General features: G+C 47.3%; 1 protein-coding gene. It reads left to right on the forward strand.

What is annotated here, in order from left to right:
- Positions 1–239: hypothetical protein (locus tag AAIR21_RS28215; RefSeq protein WP_434682886.1), on the forward strand; the 239-nt coding region annotated here is incomplete at both ends.

The raw sequence follows: 239 nt of genomic DNA on the forward strand, positions 1-239 counted from the left end.
CTGATACCGGGAAAAAATACTTCATCGTTGTTGACGGCAGCGGCCTTCGTATTGATGAAGATTCAACTGCGGGTAATTCGATACTTTCATATGCCGGAGCCAGCAAGCAGATGAAAACGGTGGGCCAGTTTGTTCCGACTGATTACACTAACTTTGATAACCGCTATCAGGCTAAAGGCAGCTACTGCGTATTCCGCTCTGTTCGATCATGTTTTCGCGTGGAACGTCGATCAGCGATT

It is taken from the genome of Enterobacter sp. PTB, assembly GCF_051130085.1.
Taxonomy (GTDB): domain Bacteria; phylum Pseudomonadota; class Gammaproteobacteria; order Enterobacterales; family Enterobacteriaceae; genus Enterobacter; species Enterobacter ludwigii.